This window comes from Acidimicrobiia bacterium (genome assembly GCA_040880805.1).
GTDB lineage: Bacteria > Actinomycetota > Acidimicrobiia > IMCC26256 > DASPTH01 > DASPTH01.
Genome location: JBBDHW010000039.1, coordinates 7949 through 8716, shown reverse-complemented (window position 1 = coordinate 8716; position 768 = coordinate 7949). Strand labels below are relative to the sequence as shown.

Below are 768 nucleotides of genomic sequence, written 5' to 3'. Positions count from 1 at the left end.
CCGTTGCGCTCCTACATCCATGGTCATGAGGGCGCACCGTAGCGGCATCCACTCCCTGACGGCCTTGCCCACCTAGCATCGAACCCGTGTTCGATCCGAGCGGGGTTGTGCTGGGCATCGACCCCGGTGTGTCGCGGTGCGGCTACGGCGCGGTGCGTCGCGACGGCCCGCGGTTCACTGCCACCGCCTGCGGTGTGATCCGGACCGCACCCGCCGACCCGCTCCCGGACCGCCTGGCCGCGCTGGCCGCCGAGCTCGACGCGCTCGTTGCCGAGATGCAGCCCATCGCGATCGCGGTGGAGCGCGTCCTCTTCCAGGTGAACGCGCGCACGGCGATGTCGGTGGGGCAGGCGAGTGGGCTCGCGCTCGCTATTGCCGGGCGCGAGCACATCCCGGTGGTGCAGTACAGCCCCAACGAGGTGAAGCTCGCGGTCGCGGGCGACGGCGGCGCCGGTAAGGAAGAGGTGCAGGAGATGGTGGCGCGCCTCCTCAACCTGAGCGAGGTGCCCAAGCCCGCCGACGCGGCCGATGCGCTCGCACTCGCGATCTGCCACTGGTGGCGCGCGCCTTTGCAGGCGGCCATCGCCGACGACGAATGGGAAGGGCCGCGTCTCGAAGCCGCAATCGCCGCCGCGGTCGCGAAGGACGTGAGGGAGGAGCGCAGCGGAGGTTCGCGTGCCGGGGGCGGCGGTAACCGAGAGCGGAGCGACCAATGAGGGAGGAGCGCAGCGGAGGTTCGCGTGCCGGGGGCGGCGGTAACCGAGAGCG

Annotated in this window: 1 protein-coding gene; it reads left to right on the top strand. The window is 71.7% G+C overall.

Annotated features, from left to right (window positions below):
- The first annotated feature begins 86 nt into the window (after positions 1 to 86).
- Entirely contained in the window at positions 87 to 716 is a 630-nt protein-coding gene (ruvC, locus tag WD271_09990) for a crossover junction endodeoxyribonuclease RuvC (protein MEX1008157.1), read from the top strand.
- The last annotated feature ends 52 nt before the right edge of the window (positions 717 to 768 follow it).